We start from the raw sequence: 18,206 nt of genomic DNA, 5'->3' as shown, positions 1-18,206 counted from the left end.
TGCCGACACAGAACAGCAGAAAAGATGTCTGCGACAAAGTGCGTGACGTGTCGACGCGCCCGTCGCAGGCAAGAGAAATTCATGGCGCCGGCCTCCCTGAACACGCCTGTCGCTCTGCGGGCGACAGGCGTGCTGTCCAGGCCAGACATCACTGCATGCCGGTCACAAAACCACCAAATCCTCGGCAGACGGGTTCGTTGCCGCAGTGTCCAGGTCACCGTCAAATACCGTTGCACAACAGGCCGACAGGCAACACGTCCTGCAACGGCGACATCAGCGGCAAATTTGCGTCTTTGAGCCAAACATGATTAAACCGCATGGCATTCGCCGCCGTATAAAGCACGGTATGACGAATATTGCGGTGCCCAAGATAATCCTGTATCAACCGCGTATCGTTCCCCCGCTCCGCAAGGTTATATCCACAGGCATGGCGCAACATATGCGGATGCAGCGACAGCGGCAAACCCGCGCGTTCGCCATAACGCCGCAGTAGCTGGTAAAACCGTTGTCGTGACAATCGCGTCCCGCGCTGGGACAAAAATAACCAGGGCTGATGTTGTCCCGCAAGCCCCTGCCGTTCGGCAAGCCAGACCTGCAGCGCCGCATTCTCCTCCGGCAACAAGGGATGACTGGTACTCATCCCGCCCTTGAGTCGGGCGATGTAAATCTTCCTGGATAGGGGGTCGTAATCCGTGAGTCGCAATGCCGTCAGCTCACTGACCCTGAGACCGTGCAGAAATGCCATGCTGACCATACAATAATCACGAACAGAAACCATATCTCTGGTAATGGTTTTCAGTAAACTGTTTATTTCATCCCCGGTTAAATATTTGCGTTTCATCACTGCCTCGCCGTTTAGGATTAGTCTTATAGCGGTCCGACCAGTGAAGGTAACAGGGATGATTTTATTTTAAATACTTTTTTACAAAATATCACATAATCCAGACAGGCATCACAAACCCCATGCAAACAATACATTGCATATCATAAACTTATCTTATAAAACCTTGCAGTTAACAAGGCTAAAACACGGTAAACTCAGCACGAAAAAGACGCGCCCATCACGCTCAGTTATCAACATATTGCATAATAACAATGCTTCTCGGATACCCTTCCCGATACCGAATAACTACTCGATTTCCAATCCTGAGCGCATCCATATAATAGGGTGAAACGATAACATCCTTTAATACGTGATACCCTTCACCCTTGACCGAAAAAGCAAGCTGTAATTGCATCGACACCTTTCCCACAATAACCTGTCTCTTATGCGGCGTAGCATTCACAATCAGCGCCCGGGCCTCCTTGCCATGTTTCATAATGGCCTGATTTTCTCGGCCCGCACGGCAGGTATTCCATATTCCCATCATGACCAGCAACATTAACACCAGGGTAAGGACCACATTTGACCAAAGCGCGACATTGACCATACCCACACCATTCCCCTTCACGCAATCGTCGTCAGGGCGCTCACAAACGCACTGTAATCGCTCTTGAGAGAGAGAAGAGTGCTGGTAAGCGTTTTATTACCGCTGACAAATTCAAGATGGTTATCATGTTTTGATAATTTAAACGGCGTGTTACTGATGGAGAACATGCCCATCGAAACACTCGACGCCGTAAAGCTTACAGATGAGCCGGTAAAACTGACCGAGCTGCCGGTAACGCTTTCCGAGGCACCCGTCATGCTGAAAGAGTGACCGGTAAAGCTTTCGCTGTGCCCTTTGCCGGTAGTGGCCTTTTGATTGGGCGCATCCAGGGTGATTTTCGTGGCGCTTTTGATGTTCACATCCGCATCGGACAGGATGTTAATGGTACCTGCCACCGACTTCGTCCATTCCCCCGTCGTGTCCTCGCGCTCGTTGCCGGTTATCTTTTTTTTTGCATCCCCGACGATGTCAATGGACCGGCCCCCCTCGCTGATGATTATCGTTTGGCCACCGGCGTGTATCTTCAGCGTCTGGCCACCGGTGGTGACGGTGGTTGTTTGCCCGTCCCGGTATTCCTCAACCAGCTCACCGTCAATGATAACGGTCTGCTTGCCGTGCACCGTGGTCGTACTGTCCCCCGTGACCTCGCGGTTATCACCGCCCGCCGCGATATCAACCTGCCGCCCCCTGGCGATACGCACGCGCTGGCGCTCATCGAACGTGTAACTGTCTTCACCCTTCACCCGCGTGGTCCGTGCCCCCTCGATATTCACTGTCAGGTCACGTTCAGTGCTCATGCTCATGTCACGTTCGGCGTGCATGTCAAACGTCTCGCGCCCCGGTGCATCGTCAAACACCAAAAAGCTGCCGTTCTCGGGTGTTCCGCCCGCAGAACGCGTCATGAAGCCCATTTTGGTCGCATCCGCCGGCAAATCCCACGGCGGCATGCTGTCCTGGTTATACACGCGGCCGGTGACGATGGGACGGTCCGGGTCACCGTTGATAAAGTCGACGATAACCTCTTCCCCGACACGGGGTACCTGGAGACTGCCATAGCCCCATCCGGCCCAGGCGCTGGACACGCGCACCCAGCAGGCAGCCTCGTCATTGCCGGGGGCGTGATGGCGGTCCCAGCGGAACCTGAGCTTGACGCGCCCGTATTCATCGGTCCAGATGGTCTGCCCCTGCGGCCCCACCACCTCCGCCGTCTGCGGCCCGTATGTCCGGGGCCAGGCCGTTTGCCGGGCAGGGCGCCAGTGCAGGGCCGCCGGGTGAGCGGTAAAGGCCGTGCGATGCACCGGTGTCGCCGCTTCGTCATCCTGACTGTAATAACCGGCCTCACTGAAAAAGTACTCCGCGCCGCTGACGATATAGGTCCGGTTATCTTCCGGGCGCGCCGCCCGCGTCAGGGTAAAGGCATGTCCTGGCGCCATGCCCAGCGACGGGGTTTCCCCCGACATCTGCGCTTGCATGCAGGCGAGTTCCTGCTGGCGAATTCGGCTGTAAAATGCCCCGTCGTCATGCCGGGTATACCGCCCCGGCCAGTCAAACACGACCGCATCCTGCTGGCCGCCAGAGGCAGGATTTTGTCTCGCCTGCAGCAGGCTGGCACGCGGCCGGCGAAAATCATAGTCGTCAGTCAGATACAGCGACGCGGACATCGTCTCGGACACCCGCCAGTGTGCAATCCCCAACTCGGAGGCATCCGTCACCGTCTCGTCAACACACGGGAAGGTGGTAAACCCCCTGAGCGCCTCGTGCTGCTCGGGCGCATCAGCCAGCACCAGCGTGTGTTTCCCGTTATCGTGCCTGAAATAGTAATAGATACCCTCATGCTCCATCAGGCGGCTGATAAAATCGAGGTCGCTTTCCTGATATTGCACGCAGTATTCCCAGCACCGGTAATCCCAGCTCAGGCGGTTTTCAAACGCAATATCCTGCTCACGCAAGAGGGTGGTAACGATGCCCGGCACGCTTTTCTCTTGCCATATCCGATAATCCCGTCCCTGCCCCAGAGACCACAAGGCGGGTTTAACGGTAAGGGTATAGCGGTCATAGCGGTCGTTCCTGCCCCGCCCCTTGACCTCAACCCGCGTCATGATGCCCGACAAATAGCGTGGTGGGCACTGAGGGGTTTGGCGACATTCCACCGTCAGGGTTTGCCCCAGCAGTTTCTTAGGGTCGACAGGTTGGGTTTCGCAAAGCACGTCGACATGGAAGGTGTACAGCGATGACAGGGCTTCCTTGCCGGTCAATGATTGAAAAAGAAAGGGAGTATCATCAAGCGAAGTATGGACCGTTATCATTCTGTTCATCGTGTTTTCTCCATGAAGCTCTCACATCACCGACGTCATCACCTCAGTGAAAAATCAAACACCAGGACGCCGTTATCGTCACTGAGCAGGGGCGCCACAAATTGCTTGAACGCGTCATGGGCCTCATCGTAGTCCCCCTCTGTATCTACCAGAGGTTTGCCCACGTAATAATTGCGGTCACCTTCCGACTTGAACGTCACAATAAATCCCTGTTCAAATCCGCCATCCACCCCTTCCCCACTGTTTTGCACACCCTCAACAATAGAGAGAATATAAGGTGTATCGGCCCCCGGCCGTATTGAGCGCTTGAGCGATAAAAACCGACCCGTCACCGCATCTCGCTGTGCTTGCGTGACGGTTTTTTTATATTTAAACAGCACGATATGTTTTAAAAGCCCAGGCTTATAGTCACCCGCAGTAAATACATCACTGCCGACGGATTGGCGCTGCTGAATCAATTTATCGCCCATGGCCGCATTCTCCTCCCAAGGAAAAGCATGAATACCGACAAAAAAAGCAAAAAATAACAACAACCCGATTATCATTACCTTAATCACTCACCCGCTCCGTTTGGTATTCTTGTCAGAAACAACATTCACCGTCGAGGATGTCATAAAAAAATGTCGCCCCAAAAGGAGCGACCAGCTAAAAAGCCAGGCAGTAAGGGGGATACAAAGGAATACACATTTCACATCATCCACGAAGGATAGATTAACATTCCTAACGGGAGAGGATTATTGTCAACTGTTTTTCAAATATACCGCTATTTACTCCAGGCGTTTTTCCCTCGTGCGGCCACGGCAATATCAGGTTCGAAACACACGGGTCAAATGACGGCTCAATACGCAACAGACGCTCACAAAAAGAATATTCACTGTCGGCGTGATGAGCAAACCAATGGCCGCTGTCGAGGTCGATGGAGCAATAAACACGTCGTAATAAGTCTTACCATCCAATGCCAGTGCCCCCCAGGCCCCTATCATCGCCCCTGCGTTGTGGCGCATGGACACAAAACACGCCAGGGTGATTAAATACGGTGTCATTGACAACGCCAACAAGGCCAATGAGGATCCGATGTGCGCGATATCAATGCCCCCCGTGAAGAAAATATCCCCATGAAGCAGGCAGGCAAAGCCGTTAACGGCCATAAAAGCATATTGGTACCCTTGACGCGAAGATTGCACTCTGTAGCCCTCCTTTACCTCGACAGATGCCCGCAAAAGGTGCCGTCACGGCGGCGTGAGAACACAAACGGCGCCGCCGCAGGCATTAAAAGCGATAGCTGGCGCTCATGAAGGCTATCCCCGCCAGCGCCTTGTCCACCAACGGGCTGTCGGCCGCATCCCCCGCCAAGCGGTACGCTTCGCCGCCGGCCTGGAAGGACCACGACGGCGACCACTGGTAATTCAGGGCCAGTCTCGCGGTGAACTGCTTCATCCCCGCCTTCGGCCGGTAGGCCGCAAAGTGGGTCCGAGCCGCCTGCTGCGGCGACACCCCGAAGTAACCCCGCTGGTACCCGCCGTTGGCCCAGGTCGCGAACACATTGCCCTCCAGCGTCACCTGGTCATTTATCGCGTAATCCCGCATCACGCCAAAGTCCACGTGCGCCGTACGTCCCAGGTCCTCACCGCCGTAATGGCGCTCGCGGGTCGCGCTCATGCCCTTCACGTAAACGCGTACCGGGTTCATCAGGTAGCTCAACTCCAGACCGACCTCCGGCGAACCGCCCAGGTCGCTCATCCCGCGCAGATGGTCATCGTGACTGCCGAGCCCGCGGATACGCTCCTTGCGGCCATAGTCATAATCCATCAGCAATGCCACCCCAAACGGCGACGGGACCGGCAGGTCCCAGCGCGCGCCACGGATAACCCCCAGCGTGAACGCGCCCCAGTTGTCCGTTTTTACGTGCCCTTCCAGGTCATACAACGGCAAGGCCACATAGTGAGAGGCCCCCTGATAGGCCGGTGCCACGGCAAGGCCGGCCCCCACGCTCACCGAGGTATCCCCATCGGCCATCGCCGCCTGACTCAGCGGCGACAGGGCCCCCCCCAACACCAGGGCTGCCAGCATGGTGTAACGTGCACAGTGTTTCATCGAGTGTTTCTCCATCATCATTAGTTGTGTGTTGTTTCATGACCTGCCGCCGCACCGCCGTTGGCCCGGGGAGGCGGTGGCCGGGCCGCGGCTCGGGGGCGCCAAAAGGCCGCCAGGATAACCATCGCGACCAGACCCCATGCCGCGAGGCACCCAAGCGCGACGCCCCACCAGGTGCAGCGAACGCCAGGCCGCCATCGCCGCCCCCTCTTGCCCTCTTCCTCCACCTTCCGTGCCATCATGTCCCCCCTTTGTCGTGGCGGCCAAATGGCCGTACCAGCACGCCGTATCACCGCCTCAATACCCCTGATGAGACGCCATCACCGAATAGCGGGTGCCAGCACCAGCGCCGCATGCGCAATGCGGGAGATCCACTCCCCCAACGCATCCGGGCCGCCAGCCCGATACCAGACCACCAGGCACAGCGCCATCACCCCGCCCCCCATCAACCACCGCCCCCCGCCTGGCGGGAGGCGGCGCAACCGACACCAGTGCGCCCGCCCGCCCGCTCGCCCTGAAGGGGAATGCGGACAACGCAAGGCAACCGGCAAGGCGGACATCACTGCGGATATCACGGCAAGTTCCCTCTCGCGCCACCGATAAACCAACGCCGCAATGCCGGTAACGGCGCCGTATCTGCACCGTCGGGGGGAGCCTGAGGTGTCAGATGCACCGGCGTCTCCGACACCGGGAGCCCCTCTATCCGCGGTTTTGCGATAATGTGCAGATAACGCAGGCGCCCGCCGCTGGATGCACGGGAATAAAACTGGCGACTCGCGATACGGTCCGGGCGCGCACGCCGGATGTAAGACATCACATCCCCCGCGCGGCGTAACTCGAGATGAAATGCCTTCGCCAGCTCTTCGCGACAAAAAGGCCGCCGCAATCGCCATCCCCAAACCGCCACCGCCTGATACAGCGGGACCGTCGCGGCCAGCTGCAACCCGGCTGGCAGATGATATTCGCCGTAGGTGGATTGACGCTCAGGCCCGGCCGTACCGTGATGCCCCTTGCTAACCCCTGCTGCCATACCCCATCTTCCTCCTGCAAGCCGCCGGGTTATTCCCGACGCCGAAGACATAGCCCACCACTCCCACCGGCGTCACTGGCCGAACGGCGACATTATTAAGCGCAGAAGACGGCTTCCCCGTTTTCTGCGCGCCGATATGGGACGGATTGATCTGCGCCCACGCAAGCCTGTCCACACAAGGCGACACAGACCAAGCCGATACTGACGTTGCTCATGAGCGACCTCCCTTTTTATTCAAACGCGTCGCCATTCATGACGCCGGAATATAGCCTGAGCCACGCTCAACTTTCTGTTGTAACAGCGCACCACAACACATGGCGCTGATGCTGTCTTTCCACTGTCAGGTGATGGTGCCTGGCGACGACGAGTCGCCAGGCACGCTCAACAAGCCTGCCCTGTTCGCCGTGACGGTTGACTTGTTTTGTTGTATTAACATCACTATTTCCCTGAAAGAACGCGCCACACCAAGAGCGGCGAATAGTGACTCGCTTTCGATTGTGCTTCCCTTGATAGCAACCAAGGCGCCATGAGCAAAACAAATACACCACACGGGCTATTACCGATAAGAATCGCTCCCGCGACGTTTATTTCCCATCGCACACCGTACAACGTCGACCGGCCATTCCGACCTGAACCATTCAGACGAGCCGAAATAAACCAATAAATGTCCGCCATGAAATGAGAAAAGAAAATAGCAGAAAGCAACCAATCACATTAAAAATAGCAAGCAGAAGCCTCAACACCAAGATATCAAACAGCCCTCAGCCAAGACGCTCAGTTATGCAAACAAGATATTTCCCATAAAAAACGAAGCACCCTTCTTATTTTAATAAAGGCCAGCATTGCCCCATCCAACGCTCAAATATGCGTTCTATCCAAGATAAACCTGCATTAATAAAGAGGGTCTCAACGCAAAAATAGCCACCTCGTGGAAAACAGCAAATTCCCCTTAGTTGCAAATAACGAGCCCCCCGTTGTCACACAACCAATATCAACAGCGTCGAAGAGATAACAAGGGGCTTCACATCACCCATACCAGGAACCCCAGCAACAGCGCCCATATCGCAAGGCTCACGATGACCACGCTCAACCACACGAATCGACAACTCAACACGCCCAATTTTCGGCATCGACGTCGCCACGCCCTGCCGCTCCACACACTTTGCATTCTCCCACTCCCCTCTCCAGCTGCATCATCACATCGGTCGCATATGCCCCAACCGAAGCGCCACTCGCCAAATTGCCGCTCAGAATACGTGCCATTTTCCCCCGAAAATAATGCGTTATCGCTCTTACGCCTGCTGACAGCGCTTTTGGCAAAACAGCGCCCTCGCCTCGCACCAGTCACGCTCACCGTCCGTCACCGCCAGCTCCCCGCTGGCCTGCCAGTAGCGTACCGCCTCATCGAACCCCCCTTCCCGCTCCAGAATTGCGGCCTGCTCCTGCAGCGCACGTGAACGTTCTCGTGGTGTTGACATGGCATGCATGACCGGCAATGGCGTGTCCATGTCGCAAGCGCCTTTCCCTGAACCGTTCCTCATCCCTGCTCTCCCTTCGGCACATCATCACTGCCCTCCCACGTCGGCAATAACACCACGCTCAGCCCGGGCGATAACATTGGGTCTCGGTGGGGCGTGGTCAGCGCATATCGTACCGGTGGTTTTTCTCTCATCCCTTTTCCCCTATTTGTGTACATTTATCTCTACATATCGGCCGGAACCGGCGCAACAAGGCCGCCAGCCCTGAGGCCCGGAACTTTAACAACGCACTATGCCGCTGCGCGTACAGCGTTTTCGACTTACGGCGTTGCTGCCATGCCTGCTGAGGGATGGGTATTTCCAACAACGTGTTGGACATCACTCTGCGCTCACAGGGCGACAACAACAGCGCCGGCATCTGCGGCAACCCTTCGTCCTTCCCCGCCTGCAACAATGTCCCCTCTGACCACACGATCCGCTGTAACAACGCCAGTGGGCTGCGCACACTGATGATCCGAAGCGGTAAGTGGATGCCGCAACATATCAGGGCCTGGCGCACTACGTTATTGACTTCGAATGGGGAAAGCACAATCAGGCGTTCCACCCCGGCGAGAGCCAGTGCTTCGTCATCCAATTGCAGCAGTTGTTGTAACGCCTGCGCCGGATATATCGACAACCGCACAATCAGGCAACGTTTTGGGCCGGGTGCGCCACGCGGGTTACCCCTGTTTTCTTTCATCGCCGCCAACGCCCTTTCGACCCGTTCATAGGCGTCAACGGGAGCCGCTCCCCGGGCCGTCGTTGGCGGGGTCAGAAGGGATTGCAGTCCCAGTCGCCCGTAAGGACAGGGATCGACGACGGTAATCAGCCCATTGGGCGAAAGAGGCCCGCGAATGCCCGTTATCGTCCCTTGACAGTACAACCCGTTCTTATCAAGCCTCACAACCTTCCCTCCCCTTGGCCTTTTCAGATGCGCCTTGATGCTTATTACCGCGGCGACAGCCCATACAACTGCAGCACAATCAGCACCAGCACCACCCAGCCAGCCCCCTGGAACGCCGACAAGACGGCCAACTCCATCAGGGTCTGTGCCCCCTTACGTCCGGCATTAAACAACGCAATCAGCACCAGCGCCCCGGCCCCCACAACCAGCAAACTGCGCGTCCAGTCAGAGGCCAGTAGACCAGCAGCACAGAGCCAGCCCCCTGCGCCCCCCAGGCCTAACCCTATGCGTACCGTGCCCTCCACGGCCATATCGCCGCGTATAAAGCGCCAAATCCCAGGGATAAACCTCGCCGGGCACGGCTTAACAACCGCATTCGGTGACAGCAATAACATGCCACCCAGCAACAGCACGCTCAGGCTCAGCCACAGTAACCACGACCACATCCCCATCGTCATCCTCCATCATTTCTCTGTCCGCCTTTATCCTGCGCGGGCCCCTCTTTCAAGATAAGGGGCGTCGTAAAAACCACTGGCGCAACCGTTGCTGCGCCTGTTCACGTTCTGCGGTACTCCCGCGTAGCCGCACTGTCGTTTGCGAGGACGTTGTTTCAGCAACAGACTGTTCCGGTGTGGCTATCGCCAAAATACGCAGGCAATAGCCCTGACCCTTCATCAGGGACAGGCATTTGCAGGTCACCCGGGGCGCACCGTTGAGCAAATAACGCATAATCTCCAATGCCCGGCGCGTATCGAGCTGGAAAGCCTGGCAAATCATCTCCCGTGACAGGGGTTTTCCCATCACCAACCCAAAGTGTGCCACCGCCAGATAGAGCGGCATGGGCGGGAGGTGGTCGAGACACGCCGGCAGCACGTAGCTCTCGTGATTGGATTGGCGTGGCGCAACACGCCGGCCGGCGCTGGCCGTATCGTCGGAAGAGGGAAGGGGGGGCGTAGTTTGGCGTGTATTATCTTGTTGCGTCATGTTTTACTCCTTTATATTGCTTGATAACCGCCCGCGATGGCGGACTGACTTCCTTCAGTGAATAAAATAATAAAAACACGTGTGCAACCTATTGACATGAGAAGTAAAATGCTTGCGAACGGCAATAAAGCAACCGATTAGTGGGCGGCCAATTAGAGGATTGCGGCCCCTGTCTTAAATATAATTGGGCTACTATTCCACGGATGACACCTGCAAAAACCAGGCTTGCCATCGTGTGACTTGTTTTTCAATCCCATCCAACTGACTTGTTAATTGCATAAATGAACCGTGTGAAATGAAACGCATATCCCAGCCTACCGTCAACAAACCACGAGCAATAACCAATTGCGTTCGAACTTGCCCCAGGGAATCGCCCGACAAGAGCCGCTGCTCTGCATTGTTCTTATCTAAATAGTTAGCCGTAATGACGCCTTTTATACAGGTCGTTATAGTTTGCAATATGACATCTCCCGTCGTTATTTTAAACGAGCGAGGAAGATGCTTATGCACAATCCAATATGCTTTATAAAACCTCAATAAATCATCATAGACCTTAGGATGCTTAAATATGGCTTTCACGTCCTCACTCTCACAAAAAATCAACTATGAGCTTTTACTGTGCGTCGTAAAAATGGGAAAGAGCATACATAAATCGCTAAACACAGAAAAAATATCCCAAACATGCCGAGCGTTGGCGCAAGAAATCAGCACCCACTGTTACGAACCTTCCATTTATTCACGTTTCGCTGTAACAGATCCAAAACTGAGAGAAATCTATGCCCCTTCATTTCGTGACAGACTTGTGCAATGCTGGCTTGTGCACCACATCAATCCCTATGTCGAGCGCATACTCATTGATGACACATTCGCAAACAGGAAAGGCAAAGGTACGCTGGCTGCCGTGCAAAGAGTTCAACGATTCATGCGTCAACCTGACCACGAGTATTACCTTCAGTTAGATATTCAGAATTTTTTTAACTCGATACCGCGTAATCCATTACTTGCCCAATGTAAATCCATCACGCAGCGCTACCTATCAGAAAGCCCCCTCTATGAAACACTGAATTTTATTTTAGAACGGTGTATTCTTCACCCCGTGGCGCAATGCACGTGGACCCTTTCTGGCGACAGGAAATTACTCAGTACGATTCCCCCGCACAAAACCTTGCTCGGCGCAGGGTGTGACAGAGGCCTCCCGTTGGGGTCTGCAGCAAGTCAAATGTTCGCCAACTTATGGCTGAGTCCCCTGGACCATGTCATCAAGCACTCACTTAAAGCTAAAGGCTATGTTCGTTATATGGACGATTTGTTTTTACTCGGCCACTCATCAAAAACAATGTCCCAATGGCGAACGCTTATTGCGTCATACTGCACAAACGAATTGAATCTCACTTTACATCCTACAAAACAAAGCATTCAAAAGTGCAGTCAAGGCGCAGATTATTTAGGGTATCGCGTTTATCCCCACCATCTCCACATGAGAAATCGTAACGTTCACCGATTCATTTATCGACTCGATTTCTTTAATCAGTTACTGTCGGGGGGCCTCCCTAAGCATTCGCGTACAGATTCTGAAACCTTCACGCGAAATTGGGCGGTTTATCATGAAGGTGTCCCCATCACACCGCCATATGCACTGCTCACTCAAATCCAGTCCGTCATTAATAGCTATCTTGGCATGATGCAACACACGCAACATTGGCGCCTTCGCAAGCAAATATGGCATCGACATGCCGGTTTGCTAAAAACATGGCTTATTCCGGCTGATGCCAACTATGGTGCCGTGCGCATAAAAAAATACTGTAAACAAGACTGGATTGTGCAGCAGTGTGGAAGGTAAGAACACCCTGCCGACACGCCACGTTGTTGCTGTTACTGTCGCTGTTGTTGTTGACGTTGCCCGTGGTCAGGTTGACGTTGTAGTGGTTACCGCTACTGTTGACCTCGGACGTCCAGGTGTTGTTGTTGCTCGGGAAGCCCGAGCCTAACTCACTCCCGGCGCTCACTTACCCACCCTCTTGATATCAGCTTACCCTCTTTCGAAGTTCGCCCCATTGTAACGCCCTCACCGATGGGAGGCCGTGGGGTAGGTCGGTCTTCTTTCATGGTATATTTCTGTTAGGCCTTGGCGATACAGACCCTAATGCACCCTCTGCACCACTGCTCAATCCCGTCTCTATGACTCATTCATTAATAAATTACGCACCCACCTTTTTCTTTATTGCGGCAATAAATCCCGCATCAACCGCAGCAGGGAAAGCCTCGGGCTGCCAAGAGGCCAAAAAACGACAGCATTCACCATCAAGTAAAATCTGCACACCTTCATTGCCCTGTTCCCTATCCCGTTCCGTTATTTTATGTGCAACCTCATTCCACCAAACACGATATTTATCCCTATCAATATCATGGCAGTCGCATTCATGCCCCCACGCTACTTCAACAGCATCGGGAAACATTTTATTTAACTGTTATTCGGGAAATCCCCCGTACAATACGCGACGGCCATTTAAATTTTTAAACGTTCTACTGAGGATATTCAATGTGGGGTATGCACTATGAACCAACGTATAGAGTGACTCTTCATAGCAGCGCAGGATATTCCCTCCCTTAATAAGGTTATTTTACCTTGTCTCGCGCTGAGCGCCAATTTTTCTCCGATATTCATGCTGACTCCTTTGTCGTGATCGACCGACCCCAAAGGGTCGGTCGAGGGAAAACCAAAAAACCAAGGTTAAAATCTAAAAGCTAAAAATTAAAGACCCTGCCGACACGCCACGTAGGTGCTGCCGCTGTCGCTGCCGTGGTCGACGTAGCCCGTGCCCAGGAAGACGCTGTAGTGGTAACCGCTACTGTAGGCCTCGGACGCCCAGAGGGAGATGTTGTAGCTCGGGAAGCCCGAGCCTGTGTACGTGCTCAGACTGCCCCACTCACTCCACAGAGAGCCTACCTCGCCGCGGCTGTTGTACAGACCACTAATCCCTTGCGAGCCGCCAAGTTGCGCGATGCCCGGCAACGCGGCGCCCTGGTTGGAGCAATACGTGTTAGCTGCTGACCAGTTCATCGTTGTTGACCCATTGTTGATGTACCAGTCGTTCAATGTGAAGGTGTACGCAAATGCCTTGCTCGCATCCGCCTTCGACGTGGCCGTGATGGTGACCGGGGTGCTGTTCCCTTTCGTTTTGAAAGTCACCTCGCCAGTGGGACCAACCTCTGCCCAGGCTGCGCTGGAGGTCCAGGTGTAATCGTCCGGCTGACCACCGTTCAATTGCACCGTGAACTTCGCGCCGGTGAACCCGGTTTTCGGGAACCCCGCGTCCTTCGCGAAGGTGTAGTTGTTCACCAGGATGTCCTGGACGTCGGTCGCCACCGTGGCCACGGTCACGGTATCACTCAGGCCGCTTATCGGCGTCCCGTTGATACGCGGCACCACCGTATAGCTGCCCGCGGACGTACTGGTCATCGTGGCCGTGTAGTTGCCGTTACCCGCATCCGTCGTCGTGCTCAGCGAGGCCGTCCCTGCCGGCGTGACTGCGAACGTCACGTTGGTCAGGCCGGTGATGGCGTTGCCGTAACTGTCCTGGAGGTGCAGGGTCAGCGTGGTGCTGTCCTGGCCGTCCGGGATGATGGCGCTCGGGTCGGCACTGAACGTCGACTTGGTGGCGTCCGGGGTGGTCCCTGCCGTCAGCGTCACCGTGTCGGACAATGTCCCCACCGCGACACTGTTGTTGAACGGCGTGACGGTGTAGACCCCCGCCAGCGTCCCGCTCAGGGTTGCCGTGTAGGTGCCGTTGCCCGCATTGGTGGTCGTGCTCACCGTGATACCGCTGGTCGGCACGTTGCCGCTCGCGTCCTTGACCACGAACGTTACCGCAGTCAGGTCGGTGATGACGTTGCCCTTTTTGTCCTTCGCCGTGAACGTCAGCGTCGACGTCGCAGCGTTGTCCGCCGCAATGCTCTTCGGCGCCGCCGCTATCGTCGAGTTGCCCTGACCGGCGTCCGGCGTCTCGTCCGCCTTCAGCTCAATCTTATCGTTCATGTCGCCCACTGCACTGTTGTTGTACTGCGGTATCACCGTGTACTCCCCGGCCTTTTCACCGGTCAGTGTCGCCGTGTACGTGCCCGGCGGGGTGATTTCCGTTGCCTTCGAGACGGTAATGGTCCCCGCCGGCGCCGGATTGCCATCCTTGTCCACCACCTGGAAGGTGATGTCGTCAGCAATGCCCGGGATTGGGTTGTTGTTGCTGTCCTTCGCCTCGAACGTAATGGTCGCGCTGTCCACGCCATTCGCCGTGATACTGTCCTTGTTGATGCCGATGGTCGAGTTGGTGCCACTCGGGGTGGTCCCTGCCGTCAGCGTCACCGTGTCAGACAATGTCCCCACCGCGACACTGTTGTTGAACGGCGTGACGGTGTAGGTCCCCGCCAGCGTCCCGCTCAGGGTTGCCGTGTAGGTGCCGTTGCCCGCATTGGTGGTCGTGCTCACCGTGATACCGCTGGTCGGCACGTTGCCGCTCGCGTCCTTGACCACGAACGTTACCGCAGTCAGGTCGGTGATGACGTTGCCCTTTTTGTCCTTCGCCGTGAACGTCAGCGTCGACGTCGCAGCGTTGTCCGCCGCAATGCTCTTCGGCGCCGCCGCTATCGTCGAGTTGCCCTGACCGGCGTCCGGCGTCTCGTCCGCCTTCAGCTCAATCTTATCGTTCATGTCGCCCACTGCACTGTTGTTGTACTGCGGTATCACCGTGTACTCCCCGGCCTTTTCACCGGTCAGTGTCGCCGTGTACGTGCCCGGCGGGGTGATTTCCGTTGCCTTCGAGACGGTAATGGTCCCCGCCGGCGCCGGATTGCCATCCTTGTCCACCACCTGGAAGGTGATGTCGTCAGCAATGCCCGGGATTGGGTTGTTGTTGCTGTCCTTCGCCTCGAACGTAATGGTCGCGCTGTCCACGCCATTCGCCGTGATACTGTCCTTGTTGATGCCGATGGTCGAGTTGGTGCCACTCGGGGTGGTCCCTGCCGTCAGCGTCACCGTGTCAGACAATGTCCCCACCGCGACACTGTTGTTGAACGGCGTGACGGTGTAGGTCCCCGCCAGCGTCCCGCTCAGGGTTGCCGTGTAGGTGCCGTTGCCCGCATTGGTGGTCGTGCTCACCGTGATACCGCTGGTCGGCACGTTGCCGCTCGCGTCCTTGACCACGAACGTTACCGCAGTCAGGTCGGTGATGACGTTGCCCTTTTTGTCCTTCGCCGTGAACGTCAGCGTCGACGTCGCAGCGTTGTCCGCCGCAATGCTCTTCGGCGCCGCCGCTATCGTCGAGTTGCCCTGACCGGCATCCGGCGTCTCATCCGCCTTCAGCTCAATCTTATCGTTCATGTTGCCCACTGCGCTGCCGTCGTACTGCGGTATCACCGTGTACTCCCCGGCCTTTTCACCGGTCAGTGTCGCCGTGTACGTGCCCGGCGGGGTGATTTCCGTTGCCTTCGAGACGGTAATGGTCCCCGCCGGCGCCAGATTGCCATCCTTGTCCACCACCTGGAAGGTGATGTCGTCAGCAATGCCCGTGATTGGGTTGTTGTTGCTGTCCTTCGCCTCGAACGTAATGGTCGCGCTGTCCACGCCATTCGCCGTGATGCTGCCCTTGTTGATGTCAATGGTCGAGTTGGTCGAGCTCGGTGCCACGCCGCTGATAACCACCCGGGCCGGGTCAAGTTTCACATCACCCACCGTTGGCGTCAGGACAACCGTCTCTTTGTCCGTCCCGGCGGTCACTGTCACCGTGTAGACGCCGGCAGCCGTCTTGTCCACCGCCGAGACCGTGGCAGATTTCAGCGTGCCGACGGTCATGTGAATGTCCGCCTGCGGCAGGTCCACCGCATTACCTTTCGCATCCTTGACGCTCAGTGTCAGTACCTGCGTACTCTTTCCGTCCGCCGACAGCGTACTGTTGAGCGGCGTAAAGGTACTGGTCTTCTCATCGATATCCGGGGTGTGCACGCTGACCTGCGTCTCGCTCGCACCGGAGCGATTGCCCTTTTTGTCTACCGCCACACCGCTGACGGTGTAGTTGTTCACCCCCTGAGTGAACTGGTAGTCCGGCAACACCACGCTGTATGCCAGCGGGCCGTCCTGTACGATTTTACCGCCGGCGGCCAGCAATGCTGGCGCCGACCAGTCAATGCGGTCCACGCCGTTGCTGCTGTTGACGGTCACGCCCAGAGATTTTTTCTCCCCGGCGTAGCCGGTGACCAGCGGTGCCGTACGCAGGCTGATAACCTCTTTCTTGCGGTACTCCAGGATGATGTTGTTGTTACGCTCAACCAGGTCATGCCGGCTGCCTGCCAGGCTGCGCATCGCCTGCACCGCATCCGGGTTGACCTGCTGCTGCCACGGCACGCCCAGTTGATAGCGCATTTCCACGCCAAAGCGGGTATCGTTCTCGCTCCCCTTGCCCTGGCGCTGCTCGGCGCTGAGCGACACCAGTGGCACAGGCGTATACTCAAGGCCCAGCGTAAAGGCGTGCGGGTCTTTCTGGCGCTTGTCTTTGCCGAACAGCCCCACTTCGTCGCCGTAATACTGCTCGTACACCAGCTTGCCGCCTAGCTGCGGCAGCGCCGGCAGCCACGCCTGCGCGCGGATATCCCAGCCATTGGCCGGTCGCTCTTCGTACGTACCTTCATCCAGGTCAGGTGAGTCCTTCCAGTTGGTCAGGCGCATGTAGCTGTTGGCCCCCAACTTCAGGTAGTCACGCCAGTACTCCACCCCCACCCCCATCCGCGAATGCGCGCGAGACAGGTCATGATCAAGGAAGGTGTTGCCGCCCAGCATCCAGCCGTCATTATACCAGCGCACCCCAAGGCCCACGTTGGCCTGCGTGCGACTGTCCGTGCGATGAAAACTCCCCTGAGTGAAGGCCAGCCAGTCCTGCTGTTCATAGAGCGGAATAAGCAGGTCGAACTGCGAGTTTTTCATCGAGAAATGCTGGTCGACATCCAGTTGCACGCGCGCGGTGCCGAACTGACTCATCCATGCCTGCACCTCCTTCGTGGCCTCGCCCATGGCCATGCCGCGCGCCATCGACGCAACCGCCTCCCCATTGGGGTTGTTGGCCAGGAAATTCCCGGCCTGCGATGCCACACCGGCCACCCGCGCCGCCTGTGCGTCACCGTTCGGCCGAACGGGCGCCGCGCCATTCCCGACCTGGAGGGGTGCCGCCGGCACATCCAGTTCGTCGCCGGCCTTCAGGTGGTCAAACCCGTGCGCAAAACTGCGGAACTGATTGAGCTTGCGCAGTTCCGCCTGACTGATGTTGTATTTTTTGGCGACCGTCGCCACCGTTTCGCCCGTCGTCAGCGTATAGGCCTGCGTCTGCGCAGGCGCAGACTTCTGCAGGAGGCTGCTCGCAGCCGCTATCGTCGGGGTAAAGCTCACTGCCAGCGGGAAGCAGGCCTGGATACCGATGTTTATCCAGGTCAGCGCTCGCCACCGACGCAAAGAGACGTCCGTAGGTTTGCTTTTCATTATTTTCACCAATGGAATGTAAGTGTTGTTCAAAGGACTTCCCTGTGGTCAAGCCCTCTCGTTTTTTGTCGCTGCTTGCGAAAAACCCTGTTTTGCGCACCGCCCGGCGGCCAACCCCTGGCTCAGGACGGCGCGTGCCCCTCCCTTTTATTCACCACTCCGTCGCCTGACCGCCTGTCGGGTGCAGGGCGGGCAAGCACATTACCGCGGGCCGTCATGGCTACCGCACGACCCGGCGCGAGGCGGGGTCGTATTGCACAGCGATGGACAGCCCCGCCCTTTGCTGGAAAAACACGCAAAGAACTTTACAATTAGGACCATTTTGACTAGTCAACAGAAGGGATGGTGGGAATTGGGTTTGATAGAGAAAAATATCGAAATGAATAACTTTATTGACACAAGGGACTAAAATG

General features: G+C 56.5%; 17 protein-coding genes. 2 read left to right on the top strand and 15 right to left on the bottom strand.

Annotated features, from left to right (window positions below; translation table 11 throughout):
* Window positions 1-220 precede the first annotated feature (220 nt).
* The 8 genes from N6G83_RS20810 to N6G83_RS20775 form a co-directional block, all read right to left on the bottom strand.
* Entirely contained in the window at window positions 221-841 is a 621-nt protein-coding gene (locus N6G83_RS20810) for a tyrosine-type DNA invertase (protein ID WP_312847108.1), read from the bottom strand.
* A gap of 226 nt (window positions 842-1,067) precedes the next feature.
* On the bottom strand, window positions 1,068-1,436 hold the full coding sequence (locus tag N6G83_RS20805) for a hypothetical protein (RefSeq protein WP_260515929.1): 369 nt from the start codon (window positions 1,434-1,436) through the stop codon (window positions 1,068-1,070).
* Window positions 1,437-1,447: 11 nt separating this feature from the next.
* On the bottom strand, window positions 1,448-3,745 hold the full coding sequence (locus tag N6G83_RS20800; RefSeq protein WP_260515931.1) for a type VI secretion system Vgr family protein: 2,298 nt from the start codon (window positions 3,743-3,745) through the stop codon (window positions 1,448-1,450).
* 38 nt (window positions 3,746-3,783) lie between these two features.
* Window positions 3,784-4,302, bottom strand: coding sequence for a Dabb family protein (locus tag N6G83_RS20795; RefSeq protein WP_260515933.1), 519 nt, complete (start codon window positions 4,300-4,302; stop codon window positions 3,784-3,786).
* A gap of 249 nt (window positions 4,303-4,551) precedes the next feature.
* Complete coding sequence (locus N6G83_RS20790; RefSeq protein WP_260515935.1) at window positions 4,552-4,929, bottom strand: hypothetical protein; 378 nt, start codon at window positions 4,927-4,929, stop codon at window positions 4,552-4,554.
* A gap of 85 nt (window positions 4,930-5,014) precedes the next feature.
* Window positions 5,015-5,839, bottom strand: a complete 825-nt coding sequence (locus tag N6G83_RS20785) for a MipA/OmpV family protein (RefSeq protein ID WP_260515936.1) — start codon at window positions 5,837-5,839, stop codon at window positions 5,015-5,017.
* Window positions 5,840-6,159: 320 nt separating this feature from the next.
* Window positions 6,160-6,414, bottom strand: coding sequence for a hypothetical protein (locus N6G83_RS20780; protein WP_260524024.1), 255 nt, complete (start codon window positions 6,412-6,414; stop codon window positions 6,160-6,162).
* Complete coding sequence (locus N6G83_RS20775) at window positions 6,411-6,869, bottom strand: CaiF/GrlA family transcriptional regulator (RefSeq protein WP_260515940.1); 459 nt, start codon at window positions 6,867-6,869, stop codon at window positions 6,411-6,413. Before N6G83_RS20775 ends, N6G83_RS20780 begins: the two co-directional genes overlap by 4 nt.
* A gap of 314 nt (window positions 6,870-7,183) precedes the next feature.
* Between N6G83_RS20775 and N6G83_RS20770 the strand changes: the two genes are divergently transcribed.
* Window positions 7,184-7,399, top strand: coding sequence for a hypothetical protein (locus N6G83_RS20770; protein ID WP_260515942.1), 216 nt, complete (start codon window positions 7,184-7,186; stop codon window positions 7,397-7,399).
* 762 nt (window positions 7,400-8,161) lie between these two features.
* Here N6G83_RS20770 and N6G83_RS20765 read toward each other — a convergent pair.
* The 5 genes from N6G83_RS20765 to N6G83_RS20745 form a co-directional block, all read right to left on the bottom strand.
* Window positions 8,162-8,410, bottom strand: coding sequence for an ANR family transcriptional regulator (locus N6G83_RS20765; RefSeq protein ID WP_260524023.1), 249 nt, complete (start codon window positions 8,408-8,410; stop codon window positions 8,162-8,164).
* 127 nt (window positions 8,411-8,537) lie between these two features.
* Window positions 8,538-9,086, bottom strand: a complete 549-nt coding sequence (locus tag N6G83_RS20760) for a hypothetical protein (protein ID WP_260515944.1) — start codon at window positions 9,084-9,086, stop codon at window positions 8,538-8,540.
* 248 nt (window positions 9,087-9,334) lie between these two features.
* Complete coding sequence (locus N6G83_RS20755; protein WP_260515945.1) at window positions 9,335-9,736, bottom strand: hypothetical protein; 402 nt, start codon at window positions 9,734-9,736, stop codon at window positions 9,335-9,337.
* 58 nt (window positions 9,737-9,794) lie between these two features.
* A complete protein-coding gene (locus tag N6G83_RS20750) occupies window positions 9,795-10,274 on the bottom strand; it encodes a CaiF/GrlA family transcriptional regulator (protein ID WP_260515946.1) in 480 nt (159 codons plus the stop codon).
* Window positions 10,275-10,466: 192 nt separating this feature from the next.
* Window positions 10,467-10,853: a four helix bundle protein gene (locus N6G83_RS20745; protein ID WP_260515947.1), complete on the bottom strand. Its 387-nt coding sequence runs from the start codon at window positions 10,851-10,853 to the stop codon at window positions 10,467-10,469.
* Between N6G83_RS20745 and N6G83_RS20740 the strand changes: the two genes are divergently transcribed.
* Window positions 10,843-12,114: an RNA-directed DNA polymerase gene (locus tag N6G83_RS20740; RefSeq protein ID WP_260515948.1), complete on the top strand. Its 1,272-nt coding sequence runs from the start codon at window positions 10,843-10,845 to the stop codon at window positions 12,112-12,114. The genes N6G83_RS20745 and N6G83_RS20740 overlap by 11 nt on opposite strands.
* 358 nt (window positions 12,115-12,472) lie before the next feature.
* Here the strand turns inward: N6G83_RS20740 and N6G83_RS20735 are convergent, their stop codons facing one another.
* Window positions 12,473-12,730: a hypothetical protein gene (locus tag N6G83_RS20735; protein WP_260515949.1), complete on the bottom strand. Its 258-nt coding sequence runs from the start codon at window positions 12,728-12,730 to the stop codon at window positions 12,473-12,475.
* 296 nt (window positions 12,731-13,026) lie between these two features.
* Complete coding sequence (locus tag N6G83_RS20730; RefSeq protein WP_260524022.1) at window positions 13,027-17,793, bottom strand: invasin domain 3-containing protein; 4,767 nt, start codon at window positions 17,791-17,793, stop codon at window positions 13,027-13,029.
* Window positions 17,794-18,206: the final 413 nt, after the last annotated feature.

This window comes from Serratia sp. PL7 (assembly GCF_945957435.1).
The sequence above is the reverse complement of the archived record's forward strand: the minus strand, read 5'-3'. Positions and strand labels throughout refer to the sequence as shown.